The sequence below is a fragment of the Bradyrhizobium sp. MI1.7 genome (assembly GCF_055811795.1).
This window is the reverse complement of sequence record NZ_JBVVPO010000020.1, coordinates 13994-30295: the sequence shown is the minus strand read 5'-3', so window position 1 is coordinate 30295 and position 16302 is coordinate 13994. Positions and strand designations below refer to the sequence as shown.

Here is a 16302-nt window from a genome sequence, read left to right as displayed (position 1 = left end):
GGTTCGAGACGCCCGCCTCGGCGGGCTCCTCACCATGAGGGTCTGATATCTCGCCGCGCAACACGACCTCATCCTGAGGGCCCGCCGTAGGCGGGCGTCTCGAAGGATGGCCGCAAGCGAAATGCCTGCCACGTTCTTCCAATCAGACGGGATAACGCCCGACGTCAGATCTCCTTTTTCTGCATCGCGCCGGCGATGTAATCAGCCTGCCGGATCGCGAGCGCGACGATGGTCAGCGTCGGATTGCACGCCGCCCCGCTGGTGAACTGACTGCCATCCGAGACGAACAGATTCTTGACGTCGTGGCTCTGTCCGAACTTGTTGACCACGCCATCCCGCGGTTTCTCGCTCATCCTGTTGGTGCCGAGATTGTGCGTGCTCGGATAGGGTGGCGTTGGATAGGTCACGGTGGCGCCGACGGCGTCGTAGACGGCCGCACCCTGCTTGTAGGCATGTGCGCGCATCGCGAGGTCGTTGGGATGGTCGTCGAAATGGACGCTCGCGACCGCTTGGCCGAACTTGTCTTTGACGACGGGGTCGAGCGTGATGCGGTTGGTCTCCTGCGGCATGTCCTCGCCGACCAGCCACATGCCGGCCATCCTGGGATAGCCGTCGAGCGCCGCGGTGAACGGACGGCCCCAGGCGCCGGGATTGAGGAAGGCCGCCATGAACGGCAGGCCAATCGACAGCGTCTCCATCTCGTAGCCGCCGACGAAGCCGCGCTTCGGATTGTTGGCGGATTCATCACGGATAATGCCGGCCATGGTGGTGCCGCGATACATGTGCACCGACTTCTCGAACACGGCGTAGACGCTGCCGGTCATGTGCCGCATGTAGTTGCGGCCGACCTGGCCCGATGAATTGCCGAGGCCATCGGGGAACATGGTCGAGGCACTGTTCAACAGCAACCGCGGGCTTTCAATCGAGTTGCCGGCCACCGCGACGACGCGCGCCTTCTGGCGCTGCATCGCGCCACTCTCGTCGGCATAGACAACGCCGGTCACCTTGCCGGAGGCGTCGTGCTCGATCTTGACCGCCATGCTGCTCGGCCGTACTTCGAGATTGCCGGTCGCCTCGCCCTTGGGGATTTCGGTGTAGAGCGTCGACCATTTCGCGCCGGATTTGCAGCCCTGGAAGCAGAAGCCGATCTGCTGGCAGGCGCCGCGGCCGTCACGCGGCTGGCTGTTGATGGCCATGTTGCCGGTGTGCACGGTTTTGTAGCCAAGCTTCTTCGCACCGGCCTCCAGCACCTTGAAATTATTATTGCCGGGCAGTCCGGGAATGCCGTTGGTGCGGGTCACGCCCATCTTGTTCTCAGCCTTGGCGTACCACGGCTCGATTTCCGCGAGCGTCACCGGCCAGTCCAAAAGATTGGCGCCGGGAATGTTGCCGTAGGTGCTCTTCACCTTGAACTCGTGCTCGTCGAAGCGCAGCGATGCGCCGGCCCAGTGTGTGGTCGAGCCGCCGACCGCCTTGACGATCCAGGCGGGCAGGCCAGAGAAGTCCTTGGCGACGCGCCATGTCCCCGACGTGGTGCGGGCATCGGTCCAGGCGAGCTGGGAAAAGCTCTCCCACTCGTCGTTGACGAAGTCCTGGTTCTCGATGCGGGGACCTGCTTCGAGGATCACCACCTTGACGCCCTTCTGCGCGAGCTCGTTGCCCAGCGTGCCGCCGCCGGCACCGGAGCCGACGATCACCACAACGCTGGAGTCGTTCAGATCGAATTTTGCCATATGCGTTCTCCTGAACCGTTGGGTGAGCCTTAAGCCTTCGGCAGCCAGTCGATGTCGGCAAAGCCGCGGTTGATGTAGCCGCCGTGCTCTGCGGAGGAGCCTTCGTAGCCGAACCGCGGCCAGACCTCTTTCTGGTTGTAGAGCGACACCACGAGGTCGCCGCGCACCTTCTGGAAGAAGTCGCTCTGCTCGATCTCCGTCAGCAGCACCACGCGGTCGGCTTCCCATGGCATTTCGGCGTAAGCCACCTTGTGCCGATCCCGCGCGTTCTGATCGAGCCGCGTGATGCCGTCGCTGATCAGAGACTTGACGGCGGGGTCCTTGGCCGCCTTGCCGTCCCACGGCTTGATCGCGGTGATGTAGTAGCTGTCGCCGAGGACGTCGTGCGGATAGATGTCGCGCGCGACCTTCAGCAGCGTCTTCATCGTTGCGGGCGAGAGCGTGCTGGCATCATCCGCCCAGGCATCCTCGATGCTGACGGCGACGCTGGTCGCGACAGCGACGACCGGAACGGCGGTCGCCGCGCCCTTGAGAAAGACGCGGCGGCTGTGCTTGCTTCGACGATCGACTTCTCTCATGGCATTCCTCCGTAGATTTTGTGATTTGGATTTTTGTGATTTTGATCAGCCGAAACGACCCCCTCGCTGGATCACCTCGATCTTGTAGCCATCGGGATCGCTGACGAAGAAGAAGCGCGCCAGCGTCTTGCCGTCGTGCTTGAAGTCGTGCAGCGGTCCCGGTGCGAGCTTCTCGCGCTCGAAGCGGGCATGTTCGGTATCGAGATCCTCGACCACCACGGCAATATGTCCGTAGCCGTCGCCGAGCTGGTACGGCTCCTTGCGATCGAAATTCACCGTCAGCTCGACCTCGAAAGGTGAGGAGGGATGACGCAGATAGATCAGGGCAAAGTCCGAAAATTTCAGATGGTCGGCGACCTCCAAGCCGAAGGCGCGCTTGTAGAAGTCGAGCGAGCGGGCCTCGTCGAGCACGCGGATCATGGAATGAACGGGCTTTGCCATTCAGTTCAGCTCCTTCAGGTAGGTGATGATGGCGGCGCGCGTCTCCGGCTTCGCCTGCCGGTAGACCATGGTCACGCCGGGAATGACGGCTTGCGGATTGCTCAGCCAGGCGTCGAGCCTGGTCTCGTCCCAGGCGAAGTCCACTTTCGACAGCGCCTCCGAGTATTTAAAACCTTCGGTCTTGCCGGCGGGACGGCCGACGACCTTCACCAGCGGTGGGCCTTGCCGCGCCGGCTCTGACAGGCTTGTCGTGTGGCACACCGCGCATTGCTGTTTGAACAGCGTCGCGCCATCCGGCGGCTTGGCGGCCGGCAAGGGCATTTGCGCATCGGCAACCCGCGTCACCAGCACCATCGCGGTGCACAATCCCAGCACGATTGCGCGCATCGCCAAGAATCCGCCCATCCACATCAACGTGCGCAAACTCTAGGCGGCGTCAAAGATGCGGTGGTAGTAGCGGGCTGTTTCGATGCGCGCGGAGACACTGGTGGCCGCGTGTGTTCCGCAATGCCTTATATGCGGAGCACAATTCCGCGAAACCGCCGTCAAATCCCTAAACGATCACCACACCATGCGCATTGCATGACGACCGCGCCGCTTGAACTCTCTACGCGATGCAATGACCCGGTGCAGGTGAGCGGCGCAGGATGCAGCCGAGCCATTCGTCGCGGAAAAATCCAGGAGAAATGGATGAAGTTGGTGAAGACCTCGATGATCGCATGCGCTCTGTCGGCTCTCATTGCGACGCCGGTTCTCGCGCAAGGCGCGCCACCCGCCAAGACGGGCGGCGCCGTGCAAGGCAAATCGATGCAGGGCAGCACAATGGGCAGCGGGGATGAGGAGATGAATGCTCAGCCGGGCGCGGCGGGCGAGAAGACGGGCATGAAGTCGACCAAAGGCACCAGGGGCACGGTCGGCACCACCGGTAGCGCTGCGCATAAGGGAACCGCCGACGATTCCGCGACGGGCGGTGCAGCCCCGGCCAAGCGTTACTAGTCCCGCCGGGTGAAGCAAGCAGACTCCGGTCGCCCCGCGGCCGGAGTTTTTTTGACTGGGTCTGCTTTGCTAGTCGTCGAAGCGGCCGCCGCCGCGCCCTGCCTTGATGTCGCTGCGGCGCTTCTTGCCGTCGAGCCGGCGCTGCTTGGAGCCAAAGGTCGGCCGTGTCGCGCGGCGCGGCTTTGGCCGTATCATCGCTTCGGTCAGGATCTCGGTGAGCCGGTCGATGGCGTCCTGACGGTTACGCTCCTGGGTGCGGAAGCGCTGGGCGTGGATCACGATCACGCCGTCCTTGGTCATGCGCTGGCCGGCGATGCGGGCGAGCCGGATCACCGCATCCTCCGGCAAGGTCAGCTTGCGCGTGTCGAAGCGCAGCTGGGCCGAGGTCGAGACCTTGTTGACGTTCTGCCCGCCCGGGCCGGAGGCGCGGACGAAGCCGATCTCGATATCGTCCTCGTCGATGACGAGATCGCGGGATATCCGCAGCATGCTGGCACCATTCGTGATGTCCGGACATATCGCGGACGTCCACGTTCGGCAATGGCGCATCCTGGAAACGCAAATGGCCGGGCGAGCCCGGCCATTTCAGGAAACGTCAGGGGACGTCAGTTCGACTTCGTCGCCGGTGCCGCGGCCGCCTGTGGGGCGCGGCCGACGACGACGGTCAGGAGGCCCTGGCCCCAGAGGCGCTTGGCGGCGGCCTTGGCGTCGTCCAGTGTCACCGCATCGACGATGGCGTTGCGCTTCTCGATATAGTCGATCGGCAGCTTGTCCTGCTGGTATTGCAGCAGCGCCTGCGCGAGCTTCGAGGAGGTATCCAGCGCCAGCATCTGCGAGCCCTTGAGGTAGGACTTGGCTTCGTCGAGCTCCTTCTGCGTCGGGCCCTCCTCGGCGATGCGGCGCACTTCCTTGTCGATGGCGTCGATGGTGTCGCCGGCCCGGTCGGCGCGGGTGCCGGTGTTGCCGATGAAGACCGCCGAATGCTCCATCCAGAGCAGCGATTCGAACACGGAATAAGCCAGCCCGCGCTTCTCGCGTACCTCGCGATAGAGCCGGGAGGACAATCCGCCGCCGCCCAGGATGTGGTTGACGACATAGGCGGCCATGAAGTTCGGATCGCTGCGCTTCACGCCGGGGCCGCCGAAGGTGATGACGGTCTGCGGCACGTCGAGCGGCACGAAGGCGCGCTGCGGCGGTTTTGCCGCCTCGACGTCGGCGACCGGCGTGAGATTGGCTTTTGCGGGCAGGCTACCAAAAGTGTGGTCGAGCAGCTTGCCGAGGGTGGCCGGATCGACGTCGCCGACCACCGCGATCTTCAGCCCGTCCTTCGCAATCACGCGGCCGACATAATCCTTCATGTCGGCGACCGTGATGGTCGGCACGCTGTCCAGCGTGCCATTGGTCTGCCGGCCATAGGGATGGTCGCCGAACGCGACCTCCAGGAATTTGCGGCTCGCCAGCGACGACGGATTGGTGGTCTCGCGGCGCAGGCCCGAGATCACCTGTGAGCGGATGCGCTCGACGTCGGCGGTGTCGAAATGCGGCGAGGTCAGCGCGCTCCTGAGCAGGTCGAAGGCCTCGTCCTTGTTGTCGCGCAGCATCCGCAGGCTGCCGCGGAACGTATCGCGGGTGGCGCTGAAGGAGAGCTCGATGGCGCGGCGGTCGAGCCGCTCATGGAAGGTCTTGGAGTCGAGATCGCCGGAGCCTTCGTCGAGAAGGTCGCCGACCAGATTGGCGACGCCGGACTTGTCCTTGGGATCCTGCGCCGAGCCGCCGGCAAAGGAATATTCCATGGCGATCAGCGGCACCGTCGCATCCTGTACGAACCAGGCTTCGATGCCGCCCGGCGAAGTCAGGTGCTGGATTTTTGCAGCCGCCTGTGACGGCGACACCGTAGCCAGCGCGAGTGCCGCGCCGGTGGCAAGCGAGAATGCAACGCGTCGAAGGAAGGGATAGGTCACGAACGCTTCTCCTCGCGCTTGGCGGCACTGGTGTCCTTGATCAGATAGCCCGTCACCGATCGCTTCTTCTCGAGCCATTTCTGCGCGACAGTGCGAACCTGCTCGGCGGTGACCGCGCGAATGCGGTCGGGCCAGCTCCTGATGTCCTCGATCGAGAGGCCCGTGGTCAGCGCGCCGCCATACCAGCGCGCCAGCACCGCCTGGTTGTCCTGGGCGTAGATCGCTTCCGCAATGAGCTGGGTCTTGACCCGCTCGAGGTCCTCGGCGCGGATCGGGTTCTGTGCGATGTCGGCGATGACGCCGTCGACCACTTGCTCGACATCGGCAAAGCTGACGCCCGGTTTCGGCGAGGCCGAGATCGCGAACTGGGTCGGGTCGAGCGAGATGCTCGAATAGCTGGCGCTGGCGGACACCGCGAGCGGCTTGTCGACCACGAGCGCGCGGTAGAGATAGGAATTGCTGCCGCTGCCCATCAGCTGCGCCAGCACGTCGAGGGCGGCGCTTTCACCTGCGGCGGCGGTCGTCGCCGACGGTACGAGATAGTAGCGGCGCAGGCTCGGCTGCTCGACGCGCGGGTCGGCCAGCGTGACCGTGCGCGGCGCCGCCGGCTCCGGCTCCTGCGGACGGATGCGCCGCTCCGGGATCGCGGGCTGGGCCGGAATGGAGCCGAAATTCCGCTCGACCAGCGGGCGGATGTCGGCGGCTTCCACGTCGCCGGCGATCACGAGGATCGCGTTGTTCGGCGCGTAGAAGCGGCGGTAGAAGGCGAGCGCATCCTCGCGGTCGAGCTTCTCGATCTCCTGGTGCCAGCCGATCACCGGCCGGCCGTAGGGATGATTGAGATAGAGCGCGGCCATGATCTGCTCGTTGAGCCGCGCGTCCGGATTGTTGGCGACCCGCATGTTGTACTCTTCGAGCACGACGTCGCGCTCGGGCAGCACGTTCTCGTCCTTAAGGATCAGGCCGGTCATGCGATCGGCCTCGAACTCCATCATGGTCGGCAGCTGCTCTTTCGGCACGCGCTGGTAGTAGTTGGTGTAGTCGACCGAGGTCGAGGCGTTCTCGTTGCCGCCGACGCGGAGCACGGTCTGGGAGAATTCGCCGACCGGATGCTTCGAGGTGCCCTTGAACATCAGATGTTCGAGGAAGTGCGCGAGCCCGGACTTGCCCGGCGTCTCGTCGGCCGAGCCGACCTTGTACCAGATCATCTCCGTGACCACGGGCGTGCGGTGGTCCGGGATCACCACGACCTGCATGCCGTTGGCGAGCGTGAAGCTGGCGGGCGGGGCCGATGTCACCGTGGTCTGGGCGAGGGCGGCGCTGGCTGAGAGGACACTCGTCGAAAGCAGCGCGGCAAGGAGGCAGGCGGCCGATCGGTAAGAGGACATCATAATCCTTATGAAAAGGCCGAACCCGGATGTCCGGCTCGGAGGCACTGCATGCTACACCGTGCGGCTGAGGCTTCGCGTCACGAAGCAGAGAACTCAACGCGCTGGCAAGTTACTGATAAGCAATATGCAGACTGCGTCCGGCGTGCGTAAGCCGCCGGTGCCAGGATGCGCCTGTCAGGATGTCGCGGTGGGGCAGGAGCGCTATTATTCCTTTTCCTTGCCCGACATGATGTCGAAATAGGTCCGGCGCGACTTGTCCGGCCCGGCGCCATAGGCGTAGTTCGGGGACGGCGTCTGGTAGCCCGGCGGCGGCTCGACCAGCGACGAGCGCGGCGGCTCGCTGGTGAATTTCTTCTCTTCGGAGCTGTTGCCGCCCTTCATCATGTTCCAGAGACCACCGGCGTAACCGAGCTCGGTGGGGCTGAGCGACGGGTTGCCGTTGGTGCCCGGCTGGATCGGGTCATTGCTTGTACGGGGGGCTGCGGCGACCTCGCCGGCCTTCATCTCGGCGGGCGTCAGCGGTTGGGCCGCCTGCCAGTTCTCCGTCGCCTTGGTCGCCTTCTTGCGCGCTGCGATGGCTTCCTTGCGGCGCTTCTCTTCGGGGTCCTTCGGCCAGTTCGGAGCATTCTTGGCCTGGGTTGCCGGAGGCGGCAGGTCGAGCTTGGGCGGCACGACGAGCGGCGAGCGCTCGCGGTATTCGATGCCGGGCTTTTCCATGCTCTTGGCGCCGATGCCGGACATCAGATTGTCGATGATCTTCTCTTCGAAGGTCATCCCGTCATCATCATCGTCGTCGTCACCGGCACGGACCGGGCCTGCCGTCATGACGAGGCCGATGCCGAGCGCGACAGCGGACAATTTCAACGCCCGCCAGAACCCTGCCTTGGGGTCTCGAACCATCGAACCGCTGGTCTCGGAGCTGCGCATCACTGTACCTGTTCCATATTGTGGCAGATTGCTGCACTTTGCCGCTCGCACGCGGCCAATCCTCGCAAAAAGCAGGGTTCCACCTGCCGGTCCGTATCGGCCGGGATCAGGGCGCTTTTGCGGCGGGTACCCCCAGGAAGGAATCATACAATAGCGCCGCCACCCCGACAACGATGGCCACGTCCGCGAGGTTAAACACATACCAATTATAGGTATTTCCGCCGAGCTCGATGTGGAACAGGGCGAAATCGACCACCGCGCCGTAGGCGAAGCGGTCGATGCCGTTGCCGATCGCGCCGCCGATGATCAGCCCGAGTGCGACCGTGGCGAGCAGGGTGTGCGAGCGGGCCATCCAGATCGCCAGGGCGACCACGGCGACGACCTTGACCGCCATCAGCGCGATCTGCGCCGACTGGCCGTCGTTCTGGAGCCAGCCGAAGCTGATGCCGATGTTCCAGGCCAGCACCAGGTCGAAGAACGGCGTCACCTTCACTACGCCGCGGCGGGCGAGGTCGAACACGTTCAGGAGCCAAAGCTTTGAGGCCTGGTCGGCCACCAGCGTGACCACGGCCGCGAGGATGCCGGCGCGAAGCGGGGTCATGGCCGGGGATCAGACCCCCACCCCCAGCGCCTTCCATTCGCGCAGCGCCTGGGCGTCGCGCGGGCTGACGTCGGGGTATTCAGGGTCTTCACCGACCAGGGGCGAGATCTTCCAGGAGCGGGCGCATTTGGTGCCGACCGCCTTCTCGACGACGACCGCGACGCCGGGCACCGCATCGAGACGGAACGCGCCCGCAGGCGCTTCGCCCTCACGCACCTCGTAGTTCGAGGTGATGCAGACCTCGGCGAGATCGGTGTCGAACAGCGTCGCCAGCATGTCGCGGTCGGCGACATAGATCACTGGTGAGGCCTCGAGCGACGAGCCGATGTTCTTGGCGGCGCGCTCAAGCTCCAGCGCGCCGGTGACGACGCGGCGGACGTTGCGGATCGTCTCCCATTTCGCGGCGAGCTTGTCGTCGCGGAGCGTCTCGATGCCTTCGGGAAACAGGGTCAGATGGACCGAAGGCTCCGCGTTCGGCCGGAACATGCGCCAGGCTTCATCGGTCGTGAAGCTCAGGATCGGCGCAAGCCACTTCAGGAGCGCATCGCACAACAGGTCGATCGTGGTGAGCGCGGCCTTGCGCGCCGGCGAGGACGGCGGGTCGCAATAGAGCGTGTCCTTGCGGATATCGAAGTAGAACGCCGAAAGCTCGGAGTTCATGAAGGCCGCGAGGCTCGCGACGACGGTCTTGTAGTCGAAGGCGGCATAGGCCTTGCGAACGGTTTCGGCATGGCCGGCCAGTTCGTGCAGCATCAGCCGCTCGAGCTCGGGCATCTCGGCATAGGCGACCTTCTCGCTCGCCTTGAAGTGATGCAGCGTACCGAGCATCCAGCGGATCGAGTTACGCAGCTTGCGATAGGTCTCGATGGTGTTCTTCAGGATCTCCGGGCCGATGCGCTGGTCGTCGGCATAGTCGGTGGCGCAGACCCACAGGCGCAGGATGTCCGCGCCCGAATCCTTGATCACCTTCTGCGGCTCGACGGTGTTGCCGAGCGACTTCGACATCTTGCGGCCGTTCTCGTCGAGCGTGAAGCCGTGGGTGAGCACGATGTCGTAGGGCGCGCGGCCCCGCGTGCCCGCGCTTTCCAGCAGCGAGGAATGAAACCAGCCGCGATGCTGGTCGCTGCCTTCCAGATACATCACGGTGTCGTTGCCGCCGTCGATCTTGCGGACGATGTTGCCGAGCTGCGGGAAGTTCTGGCGATCCTCGAGCACGAAGGCGTGCGTGGAGCCCGAATCGAACCAGACGTCGCAGATGTCGTCGACCTTCTTCCAGTCCTCGCTCGCGCGGGACCCGAGGAAGCGCTCGCGGGCGCCGTCCATGTACCAGGCGTCGGCGCCTTCCTCCATGAAGGCTTCGGCGATGCGCTGGTTGACGATCTCGTCCTGCAGGATCTCTGCCGAGCCGTCGCTCTTCTCGCGCACGAACACGGCGATCGGCACGCCCCAGGCGCGCTGGCGCGAGATCACCCAGTCCGGACGGTTGGCGATCATGCCGTTGATGCGGTTCTCGCCCGACGGCGGCACCCATTGCGTGACCGAGATCGCGTGCAGCGCGCGGGCGCGCAGCGTGTCGCCCTTCTTCGCATGGCCGTCATCGTTGATGTCCTTGTCCATCGCGATGAACCATTGCGGCGTGTTGCGGAAGATCACCGGCTTCTTCGAGCGCCACGAATGGGGATATTGGTGCTTGAGGCGGCCGCGCGCGAGCAGCTTGCCGCCTTCGATCAGCGCCTTGATCACGGCCTCGTTGGCATCGCCCTTCTCGCCCTTGTCGTTGAGCACGCGCTTGCCGGTGAAGCCGGGGGCCTGCGCGGTGTAGGCGCCGTTCTCGTCGACGGTGTAGGGGATCGCGGTCGGGATGCCGCGCGCATCGAGCTCGCGGGTGTTGGCCGTCCAGACGTCGAAGTCCTCGCGGCCGTGGCTCGGCGCGGTGTGCACGAAGCCGGTACCGGTGTCGTCGGTGACATGCTCGCCGGCGAGCAGCGGCACGATGAACTCGTAACCGCCACCGAACCCGCGCAGGGGATGGGCGCATTCCACGGCATCCAGCGTGTCGCCGGGAATGTCGCGCACCTTCTCGTAAGACGTGACGCGCGCCTGCTTGAACACTTCTGCGGCGAGCGCATCGGCCAGGATCAGGAGATCGCCAGTCTTGGCCCAGTTGTCGGCGGGCGCATCCGTCACCTTATAAAGGCCGTAGGCGATTTTCGGCGAGAACGAGATCGCGCGGTTGCCGGGCAGCGTCCAGGGCGTGGTGGTCCAGATCACGACCGAGGCACTGGCGAGTGCGCCATGCGCCGGTGACGTGACGGGAAACTTCACCCACACCATGTCGGAGGTGTAGTCCTCGTACTCGACCTCGGCTTCCGCAAGCGCGGTCTTCTCGACCACGCTCCACATCACCGGCTTGGAGCCGCGATACAGCGTGCCGTTGGCCGCGAACTTCATCAGCTCGCGGGCGATCTGCGCTTCGGCCGGATAGCTCATCGTCTGATAGGGATGATCCCAGTCGCCGATGATGCCGAGCCGCTTGAACTCCTCGCGCTGCACGTTGATCCAGTGCGTCGCATAGGCGCGGCATTCCTTGCGGAACGCCACCATCGCGGCGGAGTCGCGGAAATCGGGCTTCTGCTTGCCCTTCTTGCGGTAGTTCTCCTCCTCGATCTTCCATTCGATCGGCAGGCCGTGGCAGTCCCAGCCCGGCACGTAATTGGAGTCGAAGCCGAGCATCTGCTGGCTCTTGGTCACGACGTCCTTGAGGATCTTGTTCAGCGCGTGCCCGATATGGATGTTGCCGTTGGCGTAGGGCGGGCCGTCATGCAGCACGAATTTGGCGCGGCCCTGGGCTTCCCGGCGCAGCTTGTCGTAGAGGCCGATGTCGTTCCAATACTTCAGCAGTTCCGGCTCGCGCTGCGGCAGGCCGGCGCGCATCGGGAAATCCGTCTGCGGCAAATAAAGGGTCTTGGAATAGTCTTTGGCGTCGGACTTTTGCGGCTTTTCGGACATGGGGCTGACTGGCTCGGAAGGGCGCGGAAACGGATAGCGACTGGAATCGCGGGGTGAAACGACGAAATCCCGGTCTTGCGCCGAGCCTTCAGGCTCAGGCGGAAGCCGGGCCGCTAATCCCTATGATGCACCGCGCAAACATGGGCTCTCCATAGCAGGGGGCCAAGGGAAGCGCAAAAGGTAGAAGCGCAAAAGGTACGGCGGGCCGGATTTGGGCCTCAATCGATCACGCCAAGCCGCGGAAACGCGTCCGGGGCGGCGGCCAGCACGGCGCGGGCGCGGGCGGAATCGTCGTCCATCTGGCGGATCAGGGCCTCCAGGCTGTCGAATTTCAGCTCCTCGCGGATGAAGCCGACGAAGGCGCAGTCGAGCGCTTGTCCGTAGAGGTCGCCCTTGAAGTCGAACAGGAAGATTTCCAGCAGCGGCGCACCATTATCAAAGGTCGGACGGCGGCCGAAGCTTGCCACCCCGTCCAGCCGCTCGGCGCCGCGGCTGACCCGCACCGCATAGATGCCGTGCTTGAGGCCACAATTGGCATCGAGGCGGATGTTGGCGGTGGGATAGCCGAGGTCGCGGCCGCGCTTCTCGCCGTGGATCACCTCGCCGGTGATGAACCAGGGCGCGCCCAGCATGGTGGTGGCCTCGTCAATGAGACCCTCGGCGAGCGCGATCCGGATGGCGCTGGAGGAGACCGGCCGCTCGTCGATGTCGACATGGGCCTGCACGTCGACCTCGATGCCGAGCCGGGGCGCCTCGTTCACCAGGAGGCTCGGCGAGCCGACGCGACCCTTGCCGAAATGAAAGTCGTAGCCGACCGCGATGCCGCTGACGCCGAGGCGCCCGATCAGGTCATGGTGAATGAAGTCTTGCGCGCTGGTCCCGGCCCTGGCCTTGTCGAAGGTCATGACCACGGCGCCGGCGAGCCCGGTGCCGGCCAAAAGCCGCAGCTTGGCCGGCTCGTCCGTCAGGCGGAATTGCGGGGTGTTCGGGCTGAAAAACCGGCGCGGATGCGGCTCGAAGGTCAATGCCAGCGCAGGGCGGCCATGCGCCCGGCCCATTTCCAGCGCGGCTGCGATCACCGCGCGATGGCCGAGATGAACGCCGTCGAAATTGCCCATGGCGACCACGGCGCCCCTCAAAATCGCGGAATCCGGCGTTGTGTCGCGGATAACGGTAAAATGCGGGACCATCAGGGGAATTCTCGAAGCGGCAGGACCTGCGGACCGTGGCTTGACCGGCCGGACGAAGTCAAGCGGCAGGGAGAGCGGCCGCATTGAACGTGATTTCAGTCCTTCGGAGGCGCCCCCAGTTAACGCGCTGTTTAACGCCTTGGTGCTAGTCCTTGAATTGTGGAACAGCGGGGCTCCGGCCCCGGCGGGTCCGATCGTAATATTTCCTGGGTTTGCGTTGGGGGAGTCGAGATGGCGGTTGATTTGTCGATGTCGGTTCTGGTGGTTGATGACTACAGCACCATGATCCGTATCATCAGGAATCTCCTGAAGCAGCTTGGCTTCGAGAATATCGATGATGCAAGCGACGGTTCGGCGGCGCTGAACAAGATGCGTGGCAAGAAGTACGGGCTCGTGATTTCCGATTGGAACATGGAGCCGATGACGGGTTACGACCTGCTGCGCGAAGTGCGCGCGGATCCGAACCTCGCCACCACGCCTTTCATCATGATCACCGCGGAATCGAAGACCGAGAACGTGATCGCGGCCAAGAAGGCCGGCGTGAACAACTACATCGTCAAGCCGTTCAACGCGGCGACGCTGAAGACCAAGATCGAAGCGGTCTTCCCGGACATGGCGAGCGCGTAAGCGCGCTCTTCGCCGGACAATTATCTTCCATTTGGAACGTCGTGCCCGGGCTTGTCCCGGGCATCCGCGTTTGCGGGTGCCAAAAGCGTGGATGGCCGGGGCGTAGGTGCGCGCGAGCGCCGCCGTCCTTCGGCTGGCTATGCCCGGCCATGACGACGACCGGGGCTTAGCAATTCGTCTAAGCCGGCGTCGGTTCAAGCCGCAACCGTCACCACTTCAATTCGCGCATCAGCGCCTTCGGCGGGTGGCCGAACAACTCCATCACCGAATTCGGGTCGAGCTGGTCGAGGCCCTCGAACTCCTCGGCATGGATGCCGCGGGTGACGAACAGGCAGTCGATGCCGAATTCGCGCGCGCCGGTGAGGTCCGTGCGGACGGAATCGCCGATCGCCAGCACCTTTTTCCGGTCGATCATGTGACCCTGGCGTTCGCCGGCGAGCATCATCGCGCGCTCGTAGATCGGGCGATGCGGCTTGCCGTAGAAGATCACCTCGCCGCCGAGTTCGCGATAGAGTTCCGCGATCGCGCCGGCGCAATAGATCAGCCGGTCGCCGCGCTCCACCACGATATCGGGATTGGCGCAGACCAGCGTCAGCTTGCGCTCGCGCGCCTTCAGCATCATGCCGCGATAGTCTTCCGCCGTCTCGGTCTCGTCGTCATAGAGGCCGGTGCAGACGATGTAGTCGGCTTCTTCCAGCGGCGCGGTCGTCGCATCGAGGCCGCGATAGATCGAGTTGTCGCGCTCGGGTCCGAGCCAGAACATCTTGCGGCCGGGATGCTCGGCGACATAGAGCCGCGTCAGGTCGCCCGACGAGACGATCGCGTCATAGGTCTCGTCCGCGACGCCGAGCTTGCGCAATTGCCGTTGGACAGAGTCGGCCGGGCGCGGGGCATTGGTGATCAGGATCACCGTACCGCCGCGGCTGCGATAGGTGTGCAGCGCCTCGCAGGCCTCGGGGAAGGATTCCAGGCCGTTGTGAACCACGCCCCAGATGTCGCTGAGCACAACGTCAACGCCGCCCACGAGCTCGCGCAGGCTTTCGGCGAAATGCAGCGTGGTCATGATGCGTGCGGCCGATCAGATCCGGCGCGCGAGCGCCGCGTTGCCGGTGATACGCTGGGCTGGAGGCGCTGAAGACGTGGCGCCTGGGCTGGGAGAAGCGGAGCCATTGGATCCCTGAATTTCCTGCGCCGGGTTCGGCGAGGCCCCGCCGGTAGCAGATGCCCCTTCAGGCCGCAATGGCCGGGGTGGCGCGAACAGGAACCCCTGACCGAACCGCACGTCAAAGTCGAGCAAATCGACCACTGCGCGCTCGCCCTCGATCCGTTCGGCGATCAGGTCGATGCCGAAGCGGCCGAGCAGGTCGGAGAGGTCGGAAGGGTGGATGTCCGAGGTCGAGGCCTGCCTGGGGTCGAGCAGGAGGGACGCCGGCACCTTGATGAAGCGCACGCCGCGATCGGCGAGCTCGCGCGGCTCGATCCTGAGGTCAGTGACATGGTCGATCGAGAAGCGGAAACCGCGCTGGGCGAGCGCCGCGAGGTTCTCGGTCTCGGCCGGGCCGAGATTGCGGAAGGTCGACTGCTTGAACTCCAGCACCAGCGAGGGCGCCAGCGCCCGGTTGGCTTCGAGGAAGTCGAGGCACTGCGCGAAGGTGGTGGAATTGCCGAGCGTGGAGGCCGCGACGTTGCAGAACACGCCGACATCCTTGTTGCGCACCATCAGGCGCCGCAGCACCTGCACACAGCGCAGCATCACCATGTTGTCGATGCGTCCGATCAGACCCGAGGCTTCGGCGATGCTGATGAATTCCTCGGCGGCGATCAGCTGGTCGCGCTCGTCGCGCAGGCGCGTCACGGCTTCGTAGAACCGCACCTTGCGCTGCGGCAGCGTCACCATCGGCTGGAGGAAGATGTCGATGCGGTTCTCGTCGATGGCGTTGCGCAGTGTCGCCAGTAACTGGGTCGGGTTGCGGCCATTGGCCGTCTGAACCGGAACGGCGGTGTGGGTCTGGATCGCCGGTGTTGGCCGCGGCGGCGGTGCGGGCAGCGGCGGAGGGGCGGCCGGCCGCTCCTCGAAGGCCGCAATCAGGTCGAGAGGCGCCTCCGGCTCTGGCCGGGCGACCGGAGCGGGGGCGGGGGTCGGCGCGGCCCCGGCCAACAGGTCTTCATGGGCTGACACGGTGGTGGCGAGCTGCCTGACCAGCCCACCGAGCTCGTTGATCTCGCCGACCACTGACTGGATGCGGTCGGAGTTGGTCGAATTGGCCGAGGCGATGCGCCCCTCCATCGCCGCGAGCCGGCGGCCGAACTCGGCGACCTGGCGGGCGAGGTCGGCGGTGCCGCGCGAGAGGTCGGCGATCTGGCCGCCGACGTCACTGCGATCGCGCAGCCGCATCGAGACCGCGTTGTAGAGGATCAGGAAGGTCAGCGCGGTCAGCGCCACGATGGCGGATTCGGTTCCGCTGATGCCGGCGACCGAGTAGAGGACAAGCCCGAGCGAGGCCGCGACCAGAACCATGCAGATGGCGATGAAGATCGTCGAAATGCGAATCATGCCGCGCGTTACGCCTCAAAGAGCTGACTGCCTCATCCGGGAAAACACGGGTCAGTGTGCGAACCCGTCACGCCTCATGCTCCCCCAAGCAGGGCGACCTTAACATCATTGTTGATTCGAGGGGATAGCGGCCTGTTCGCGGCGCCGGAGCATGATCCGGAAAGTGTGCAACGGTTTTCCCCCGCGGCAAAAACCGGACGCGGTTGTGGCGGGGCTAGATGCCCCACCCGAGTTGGGAAGCCCCGCCCGCGCAAAGCGTCGGGGGAGTGGACGCCGTGGGCGGCGGGCGATGTT

At 64.9% G+C, this 16302-nt stretch carries 15 protein-coding genes; 2 read left to right on the top strand and 13 right to left on the bottom strand.

Translation table 11 applies throughout. From position 1 onward, the window contains the following. Positions 1-164: 164 nt before the first annotated feature. Genes AC0L3X_RS19640 through AC0L3X_RS19625 form a run of 4 tightly spaced genes read right to left on the bottom strand, consistent with a single transcriptional unit; the run spans position 165 to position 3139 of the window. Positions 165-1733: a GMC family oxidoreductase gene (locus tag AC0L3X_RS19640; protein WP_063985597.1), complete on the bottom strand. Its 1569-nt coding sequence runs from the start codon at positions 1731-1733 to the stop codon at positions 165-167. A 29-nt stretch (positions 1734-1762) separates the two neighbouring features. Next, complete coding sequence (locus tag AC0L3X_RS19635; RefSeq protein WP_354132203.1) at positions 1763-2311, bottom strand: gluconate 2-dehydrogenase subunit 3 family protein; 549 nt, start codon at positions 2309-2311, stop codon at positions 1763-1765. Between the two features lie 45 nt (positions 2312-2356). Then, positions 2357-2752, bottom strand: a complete 396-nt coding sequence (locus AC0L3X_RS19630) for a VOC family protein (protein ID WP_063985595.1) — start codon at positions 2750-2752, stop codon at positions 2357-2359. Next, positions 2753-3139 (bottom strand): c-type cytochrome, encoded by a 387-nt coding sequence (locus AC0L3X_RS19625; protein WP_084795402.1) that lies wholly within the window; start codon positions 3137-3139, stop codon positions 2753-2755. A 195-nt stretch (positions 3140-3334) separates the two neighbouring features. Between AC0L3X_RS19625 and AC0L3X_RS19620 the strand changes: the two genes are divergently transcribed. After that, complete coding sequence (locus AC0L3X_RS19620) at positions 3335-3748, top strand: hypothetical protein (RefSeq protein ID WP_245328492.1); 414 nt, start codon at positions 3335-3337, stop codon at positions 3746-3748. 69 nt (positions 3749-3817) lie between these two features. On the opposite strand, the gene arfB is transcribed toward AC0L3X_RS19620, so the two are convergent. The 7 genes from arfB to AC0L3X_RS19585 form a co-directional block, all read right to left on the bottom strand. Beyond that, entirely contained in the window at positions 3818-4237 is a 420-nt protein-coding gene (arfB, locus tag AC0L3X_RS19615; protein ID WP_063985592.1) for an alternative ribosome rescue aminoacyl-tRNA hydrolase ArfB, read from the bottom strand. A gap of 116 nt (positions 4238-4353) precedes the next feature. Beyond that, the gene (locus AC0L3X_RS19610; RefSeq protein WP_063985591.1) at positions 4354-5709 is read right to left on the bottom strand and encodes a M16 family metallopeptidase; all 1356 of its coding nucleotides are present in this window, start codon (positions 5707-5709) and stop codon (positions 4354-4356) included. After that, entirely contained in the window at positions 5706-7100 is a 1395-nt protein-coding gene (locus tag AC0L3X_RS19605) for a M16 family metallopeptidase (RefSeq protein ID WP_371496566.1), read from the bottom strand. Before AC0L3X_RS19605 ends, AC0L3X_RS19610 begins: the two co-directional genes overlap by 4 nt. A 204-nt stretch (positions 7101-7304) precedes the next feature. Continuing rightward, positions 7305-8027, bottom strand: coding sequence for a hypothetical protein (locus tag AC0L3X_RS19600; RefSeq protein WP_063985590.1), 723 nt, complete (start codon positions 8025-8027; stop codon positions 7305-7307). Positions 8028-8133: 106 nt separating this feature from the next. Then, entirely contained in the window at positions 8134-8628 is a 495-nt protein-coding gene (gene lspA / locus AC0L3X_RS19595) for a signal peptidase II (RefSeq protein WP_063985589.1), read from the bottom strand. Positions 8629-8637: 9 nt separating this feature from the next. Beyond that, positions 8638-11637: an isoleucine--tRNA ligase gene (gene ileS, locus AC0L3X_RS19590; RefSeq protein WP_063985588.1), complete on the bottom strand. Its 3000-nt coding sequence runs from the start codon at positions 11635-11637 to the stop codon at positions 8638-8640. A 218-nt stretch (positions 11638-11855) separates the two neighbouring features. Continuing rightward, complete coding sequence (locus tag AC0L3X_RS19585; RefSeq protein WP_063985587.1) at positions 11856-12827, bottom strand: bifunctional riboflavin kinase/FAD synthetase; 972 nt, start codon at positions 12825-12827, stop codon at positions 11856-11858. A gap of 231 nt (positions 12828-13058) precedes the next feature. On the opposite strand from AC0L3X_RS19585, the gene AC0L3X_RS19580 reads away from it, so the two are divergent. Continuing rightward, positions 13059-13454 carry a response regulator gene (locus AC0L3X_RS19580; RefSeq protein ID WP_007596883.1) on the top strand — a complete coding sequence of 132 codons (396 nt, stop codon included), beginning with the start codon at positions 13059-13061 and terminating at the stop codon, positions 13452-13454. Positions 13455-13662: 208 nt separating this feature from the next. Here the strand turns inward: AC0L3X_RS19580 and AC0L3X_RS19575 are convergent, their stop codons facing one another. Next, complete coding sequence (locus AC0L3X_RS19575) at positions 13663-14517, bottom strand: TIGR01459 family HAD-type hydrolase (RefSeq protein WP_063985586.1); 855 nt, start codon at positions 14515-14517, stop codon at positions 13663-13665. A gap of 15 nt (positions 14518-14532) precedes the next feature. Next, a complete protein-coding gene (locus AC0L3X_RS19570) occupies positions 14533-16008 on the bottom strand; it encodes an EAL domain-containing protein (protein WP_063985585.1) in 1476 nt (491 codons plus the stop codon). Between the last annotated feature and the right edge of the window lie 294 nt (positions 16009-16302).